Here is a 6,431-nt window from a genome sequence, read left to right as displayed (position 1 = left end):
AGTTGAACCTTCTAAAATAGAGATACTAACGCAAGTTGATGGATTACTATTCAGTGAAAGTTATAAAAAGAGAAAGTATTTTGAAGTTGAAAATTTACAAATCCCATACATTGATTTTGACGATTTAATAAAAAATAAATTAGCATCAGGAAGGTATAAAGATTTAGCTGATATTGAGCAATTGAAAAGACTTAAAAAATGACAATGCCTTTAGACGTCACCATAAAAATCACCGACCGTAACGGACAAATTCACGAAGTGCAGGCACCTACCGATATGAACATGAATATCATGGAACTCATTCGCGTGTATGAACTTGCCGAAGAAGGAACTATTGGAATTTGTGGTGGTATGGCAATGTGTGCCTCGTGTCAATGTTATGTTTTGAATGATTTAATTTCATTGGAAAGGAATCCTGATGAAGAAGCTATGCTTTGGGAAGCCTATCATGTTAAAGATAACAGCCGATTGGGTTGTCAAATTCCAATAACAGCCGCGATAGACGGATTGGAAATAGAAATTGCTCCCGAGCAATAAGAAATGAACCCTAATTATTTGTGGGTCAATCAGCGATTTTGACTCTAGCTTTTGGTAAAATTCGTTCTACAAATTTTGCATACGCTACCTCCGAAGGATGTAAACCATCACTAGCCACCAGCTCGGGGTGAACTAACCCTAATCTTGTAATAGCTGTAATATTAATGAAAGTGATATGATTGGCATTACAATAATTTTCGGCAAAAGCATTATAGCTATCTATCTCCGCTGAAATTGTAGCATTTCCAACTCCAAACGGAGTATAAGCATAATCGGGAATTGAAACCACAATTACATTGTTTTTATCTCCTTGTGCTTTTTGAATGGCTGTGGTTACCAATTCCGGGAATTCCTGCTCATAAACACTAAAGGACACATGTTGATATTGATTGTTTACACCAATTAAAAGGGTAACCAAATCATAATCTGTAGTTGGATTTTCACTAGCAATTGCCGATTTTAAGTTGGTAGTTGTCCAACCTGTAGTTGCAATAATTTTAACCTGAAATGTATCGTTTGTAATTAAATACTTCCCAATGCTGTCTTTCAATTGAACAGGATAACGACAAGTTTCACAAACACTTTCGCCAATGGTATAACTATCGCCAAGAGCAAGGTATTTGTAGTTTTTCGGAGGAATTACTATCGCAGTATCAGTACTGCAACTTTGTAAAAACAAAATGGAAACTATTAGAAATAATAAATGGTTTGTAAACTTCATCTGTTACAAATTTTAGACAATGTTAGTTACGAAAATAAGAAAGTAATGGTTTGCTTCGCCAGTTCGCCTTTCATGCTCGTGGAAAAAAATCACAAGATTCTCAAGTTTGTATAAAAATAAAAATGCTTCTCATTTCTGAAAAGCATTTTATATAAATTTTAGCTATTGTTTAATATTATTTAAAAGCCGGAATTCCAGTAATATCAGCACCAGTGATTAATAAATGAATGTCGTGCGTTCCTTCATACGTAATCACACTTTCTAAATTCATACTATGACGCATAATCGAATATTCACCTGTAATTCCCATTCCACCCAACATTTGACGTGCTTCTCGAGCAATGTGAATGGCCATGTCAACGTTGTTTCTTTTCGCCATCGAGATTTGTGCCGTGGTTGCTTTCCCTTCATTTCGCAAAACACCCAAACGCCAAGTCAACAATTGTGCTTTAGTGATTTCGGTAATCATTTCCGCCAATTTCTTTTGTTGCAATTGAAATGAAGCAATAGGTTTGTCAAACTGAATCCTTTCTTTCGCATATCGCAAAGCGGTATCATAACAATCCATCGCTGCACCGATTGCTCCCCACGCGATTCCGTATCTCGCTGAATCCAAACATTGCATAGGTGCGCCTAACCCTGATTTTCCTGGCAGCAGGTTTTCTTTTGGCACTTTAACATTATCAAAAATCAATTCTCCAGTTGATGATGCACGAAGCGACCATTTATTATGCGTTTCTGGTGTTGTAAAACCAGCCATGCCACGCTCTACGATCAATCCGTGAATTCTTCCTTCTTCACTTTTTGCCCAAACCACAGCAACATCTGCAAAAGGCGCGTTTGAAATCCACATTTTAGCACCATTTAATAAATAATGATTGCCCATATCTTTGAAGTTGGTCGTCATACCACTTGGATTTGAACCATAATCAGGTTCGGTCAAACCAAAACAGCCCATGAATTCTCCGGTTGCTAATTTTGGCAAGTATTTTTGGCGTTGTTCTTCAGTTCCAAATTTCCATATCGGATACATTACCAAAGACGATTGTACTGATGAGGTCGAGCGCACGCCAGAGTCTCCTCTTTCAATTTCCTGCATAATCAAACCGTACGAAATTTGGTCTAAACCGGCACCACCATATTCTTGGGGAATGTAGGGGCCAAAGCCACCAATTTCACCCAAACCTTTAATAATTTGTTTCGGAAATTCAGATCGTTGTGCATACTCTTCTATAATAGGAGAAACTTCACGCTTCACCCACGCACGAGCCGAATCACGCACTAATTTGTGTTCTTCTGTCAGTAAATCATCTAAATTGTAGTAATCTGGTGCTTGAAATAAATCTGGTTTCATCTTAAATATCTTTTACGAAAACGTTTGCAAAGCTAAAGAATCTTAAACAAAATTCCCATGAACAATTGTTATAATTTTCAGAAGCTATTTCCAGCTATCCGTTTCAATCTTTTTATTACTTTGTCACATCGAGCGCAGTCGAGATGCCTTCCTTTAAAAGCAATAAAAAGGATTTTCACTACTATCTGGGCTAGAGTTACATCTTCAGGTAAAAATCTTTCGTCAAGGCAACATACTCTTCAGTGTATTGATGACGTGAAGTCTCGATAATCAATTCGTCAATTGAAACTTCTTTTTCATATCGTGAGAAAGCTAATAGACTTCTTTTGATTTCAGCAGCTGGCGTTCCTTTTACACGGGTTATTTTAAAAGGATATAATTCGAAATCATTGGCTAAACCAATAAATTTTTCTTCTTCCTTAAAAGGAATAATTACTGCAAGAATCCCTTTTTCTGCAAGCAAAAGATGTGCAGCTTCCACTAAATCTTCAAAAGGCAAAGCATCTGCAAATCTGGCTAAAGCGCGTTGTTCATTATCGGTTTTAAAATCTTCGGTATAAAACGGTGGATTAGAAATAATAATATCGTATTCCTCATCAGGCTCATCCATAAATTCGTCCAAACTGGCATGAAAACAAAATAGTCTGTCGCCCCAAGGTGAATTTTCAAAATTTTCTACGCATTGTTCAAAAGCGTTTTCGTCAATTTCGATGGCGTCAATTTGCTGGGCATTAATTCTTTGTGATAACATCAAAGACAAAATTCCGGTTCCTGAACCAATATCCAAAACCGAAAAAGGACTGTTTTCAATTGGGCACCAGGCTCCAAGCAAAACACCGTCGGTACCAATTTTCATAGCACAACGGTCTTGATTAACGGTAAATTGTTTGAACTGGAACATTCTTAATTGATAATGAAAAGTTTTAAAGAAAGAGAATTGTCTAGCCCTGATAGAAGTGAAAATCCTTTTTTGTTAAGGAATAAGCCCCTCGACTGCGCTCGGTGTGACAAAACAAAAAAGATTGTAACGGACAGCAGGTTCTCGGCTTCTCAAAATAATTGTTAATTATATGTACATTTCAACAAGTCCTTCAGGCAAATCCATCACGACTTTTTTGTTTTTGCGGTCAATTTTGACTAAAAAATGGTCAATCATCGGAATCAGCATTTCTACTTCGCCGTTCAATACCTCAAATAAAGGCTGCGCCGTGGTATCATTTATGGAAATAATTTTTCCGAAAATACCCAAACGTTTGTCTTCGATTTCAAATCCGATAACTTCATGAAAATAAAATTTATTGCCCGAAAGTTTTGGCAACATATTAAGCGGAAGATAAATATCGCAATTCATTATGCTATCGGCTTCGGCTTCGGAATCTACATCTTCAAATTGCACACGAAGAAAATCATTTTTGTGCAGCGAACTGTTTCGAATAAAAAATGGAACCAAATTTTTGTTGAATTCAACAAATACTGATTCCATATTCTCATATAATTCGGGTTCATCTGTATCTAAATAGATAAGTACTTCCCCTTTGAAACTAAATTTTTTAGCGATTTTGCCAAGATAAAAACAATCTTCTTTACGCATTATCGCAAGGAATTAAGCTTCTTTTTCTTCGCTAGCTTCTTCAGCTGCAGGTGCTTCTTCTGTCACTTCAGCAACAGGAGCTTCTTCTGTAGCCACTTCAGCGGCAGGATTTTCTTCAATAGCTACTTCAGCAACAGCTTCTGGAGCTTCAGTTTCTTCAACCACAACTTGTTCAGCGACTTCTTCTACTTTTGCAGCTTCAACAGCGGCAGCAGCACGTTTGTCATTAGCAACTTTTTCTGCTTTCAAAGCTTTCACTTTGACAGCTTCTTGGGCTTTTGATAAAACTTCTTTTTTAGTGTCTACTTTTCCAGCTTTATCTTCTAACCATGCAGCCAATTTTGTATCAGCTTGTTCTTGAGTTAGCGCGCCTTTACGAACGCCACCATCTAGGTGATGTTTCATGAGTGCTCCTTTATAAGAAAGAATTGCTCTTGCAGTATCAGTTGGTTGTGCTCCATTGTGTAGCCATTGTACCGCTTGGTCCAAGTTCAAATCAATAGTTGCAGGATTGGTATTTGGATTGTATGTTCCTATTTTTTCAAGGTATCTACCATCTCTTTTTGATCTAGCATCTGCTGCTACAATCCAGTAAAAAGGTTTTTGTTTTTTACCGTGTCTTTGTAATCTAATTTTTACTGACATAATCTTTTTGATTAATTTGAGGTACTCGACCTCGATTATTTAAGGGTGCAAATATAGTTTTTTTTAGTAAACAAATTAATTAAGGCTAATCTTTTTGATTAAAATTGTATTTTCCGTTTGACTTTAACGTTATTTTTTTCTGAAATTAATAGACTCTTTGCATTAAAAAGCTATTTTTGTAAAGAAATAAAGTGAAAACATGAAAAGATTTCTGTTCCTATTTACTATTTGTATAGCTTTTTCTTCTTGTCAAGAAAACGTAAAATTTAACACTCCAGGTTTTCAAGCTCAAAAAGATGATGTTTTTTGGAGAGCTAATGACGCACGAGCCTATGTTTCAGCTACTGGAAAATTGACAATTGAAGCTTTCACATCCTATGAGAAGGTAACTTTAAACGCTAACAGTAAAAATAATGGTACTTATATTGTTGGGACAACTAATGCGAATAATTCAGCAACGTACCATTCAAACTTTAATGATACCATAATTGATTATGCTACACTTGCAGTGCCGGGACCAGTTAATAGTGTTGCTCTAATTAACGGAGGAACAGGATATGCTTCAGATTGTACCCAGCAACCACCAAATAACGAGTATGTATGTACTTTAGATCACGATACAACTGGCGGAACAGGTTCAGGATTAAAAGTAGCATTAGTTGCAAATGGTTCAGGAGTAGTCACTTCGATTATAAAAGTTACAGCAAGAGGTAATGGCTATGTGCCAGGGGATATTGTTACTGTTGCATTGGGTGGTGTAAACTGCAAAGTAAGAGTGCTTAATACCCAAAATAGCAACGGAGAAATACAGATAACAAATTATGACAATGTGAATTTTACCGTTACGGGTAAGTTCAAGTTTAGTGCTGTAAATATTAATAGTAACCCTTTAACAGGACCACTTTTAAATTTTCAATATGGCGAATTTTATAAAGTTCCCATTTATCCATCGATGTAATTTTTAACATCTAAAAAATAATTAATAACTGTTGATGATAATTTTAAATTAATTAAATAATAAAGTACAAATTTATAGCACTTTACATTTTATTTCTTTTACCTTTGTAGTCAAATTTTAAATAAATAATATGAACATTTTTGTTGGAAGTCTTCCGTTTAGTATTGACGAGGCAGATTTAAGAGAGTCTTTTGAGGCTTATGGTACGGTTAATTCCGTAAAAATTATTACTGATAAATTTACTGGAAGAAGTAAAGGATTCGGTTTCGTTGAAATGGAAAATGATACAGAAGCTGAAAAAGCAATTCAAGAATTAAATGGTGCAACTGTTGAAGGTCGTGCTATTGTAGTTAACAAATCTGAACCAAAACCAGAAGGTGAAAGAAGAACTTTCAACAACAACCGTTCAGGCGGCGGCGGTGGAGGTTACAACGGTGGTGGAAACTCTCGTGGTGGCGGAGGCTATAACGATAGAAATAGTGGTGGAAGATATTAATTCACCAAATCACATTTTAATACTTAAAACCATTCACCAATTTGAATGGTTTTTTTGTTTTCTGTTGATAACTAAAATTGACAAATTGTTTCTTAAAATGTACTTTTGATAAATCCCGAAACTTAAAGT

Annotated in this window: 8 protein-coding genes and 1 pseudogene; 4 read left to right on the top strand and 5 right to left on the bottom strand. The window is 35.8% G+C overall.

Annotation, left to right across the window (positions count from 1 at the left end):
- Together Q0Q96_RS00180 and Q0Q96_RS00175 are read left to right on the top strand one after the other, a co-directional pair.
- Positions 1 to 202: pseudogene (locus Q0Q96_RS00180) on the top strand (hypothetical protein); the annotation flags it as partial.
- A gap of 2 nt (positions 203 to 204) precedes the next feature.
- The gene (locus Q0Q96_RS00175; RefSeq protein WP_293870077.1) at positions 205 to 537 is read left to right on the top strand and encodes a 2Fe-2S iron-sulfur cluster-binding protein; all 333 of its coding nucleotides are present in this window, start codon (positions 205 to 207) and stop codon (positions 535 to 537) included.
- 25 nt (positions 538 to 562) lie between these two features.
- Here the strand turns inward: Q0Q96_RS00175 and Q0Q96_RS00170 are convergent, their stop codons facing one another.
- The 5 genes from Q0Q96_RS00170 to Q0Q96_RS00150 form a co-directional block, all read right to left on the bottom strand.
- Positions 563 to 1,258, bottom strand: coding sequence for an SGNH/GDSL hydrolase family protein (locus tag Q0Q96_RS00170; RefSeq protein ID WP_293870075.1), 696 nt, complete (start codon positions 1,256 to 1,258; stop codon positions 563 to 565).
- 175 nt (positions 1,259 to 1,433) lie between these two features.
- Entirely contained in the window at positions 1,434 to 2,612 is a 1,179-nt protein-coding gene (locus Q0Q96_RS00165) for an acyl-CoA dehydrogenase family protein (RefSeq protein WP_293870073.1), read from the bottom strand.
- A gap of 196 nt (positions 2,613 to 2,808) precedes the next feature.
- On the bottom strand, positions 2,809 to 3,513 hold the full coding sequence (locus Q0Q96_RS00160; RefSeq protein WP_293870071.1) for a methyltransferase: 705 nt from the start codon (positions 3,511 to 3,513) through the stop codon (positions 2,809 to 2,811).
- Positions 3,514 to 3,678: 165 nt separating this feature from the next.
- Positions 3,679 to 4,203: a ribosome maturation factor RimM gene (gene rimM / locus Q0Q96_RS00155; RefSeq protein WP_293870069.1), complete on the bottom strand. Its 525-nt coding sequence runs from the start codon at positions 4,201 to 4,203 to the stop codon at positions 3,679 to 3,681.
- Between the two features lie 12 nt (positions 4,204 to 4,215).
- The gene (locus Q0Q96_RS00150; RefSeq protein WP_293870067.1) at positions 4,216 to 4,848 is read right to left on the bottom strand and encodes a 30S ribosomal protein S16; all 633 of its coding nucleotides are present in this window, start codon (positions 4,846 to 4,848) and stop codon (positions 4,216 to 4,218) included.
- A 199-nt stretch (positions 4,849 to 5,047) separates the two neighbouring features.
- Between Q0Q96_RS00150 and Q0Q96_RS00145 the strand changes: the two genes are divergently transcribed.
- Both Q0Q96_RS00145 and Q0Q96_RS00140 read left to right on the top strand, forming a co-directional pair.
- A complete protein-coding gene (locus Q0Q96_RS00145) occupies positions 5,048 to 5,806 on the top strand; it encodes a DUF6252 family protein (protein ID WP_293870066.1) in 759 nt (252 codons plus the stop codon).
- A 130-nt stretch (positions 5,807 to 5,936) separates the two neighbouring features.
- On the top strand, positions 5,937 to 6,302 hold the full coding sequence (locus Q0Q96_RS00140) for an RNA-binding protein (protein WP_293870064.1): 366 nt from the start codon (positions 5,937 to 5,939) through the stop codon (positions 6,300 to 6,302).
- Positions 6,303 to 6,431: the final 129 nt, after the last annotated feature.

The organism is Flavobacterium sp. (assembly GCF_025352015.1).
In the GTDB taxonomy this organism is placed as follows: Bacteria; Bacteroidota; Bacteroidia; order Flavobacteriales; family Flavobacteriaceae; genus Flavobacterium.
The sequence above is the reverse complement of the archived record's forward strand: the minus strand, read 5'-3'. Positions and strand labels throughout refer to the sequence as shown.